The sequence below is a fragment of the Dietzia massiliensis genome (genome assembly GCF_018390595.1).
GTDB lineage: Bacteria > Actinomycetota > Actinomycetes > Mycobacteriales > Mycobacteriaceae > Dietzia > Dietzia massiliensis.
In genome coordinates, this window is the sequence record NZ_JAHBAV010000308.1 from 1 (window position 1) to 362 (window position 362).

Here is a 362-nt window from a genome sequence, read left to right on the forward strand (position 1 = left end):
GTATTGGTATTCTTTTTTATATGAATACAAAGATATGTCTGTTCATCAGGTGATAAGTCATAATTATATCTTTCTTTAATCAATTTAACAATTCTATTAATGCACAAAGCTAACCTAGCATCTTCCTTAAGCATTTCACGAATATCAGAAGTAGTATCTACGACACTACTAGCATCATCCCGAAAAATTCTTTCTGCTAAAAATTTAAGATGCGTGGAAATACGAGTATAGCCAATTGAATCCTCTTCTAACTCCACTTTCATTGTCTTTTTTATCAAATTCAAAACCTCTTTTGTAAGAGTAACAATTTTCATAGCATTATTTGCATTATTACTAAGTGAAAAATTAACTAAATGTAATGC

Annotated in this window: 1 protein-coding gene; it reads right to left on the reverse strand. The window is 29.0% G+C overall.

Annotated features, from left to right (window positions below; translation table 11 throughout):
- The coding region (locus tag KHA85_RS20635; RefSeq protein WP_213186733.1) for a PRD domain-containing protein at positions 1-362 on the reverse strand (362 nt) is incomplete at both ends.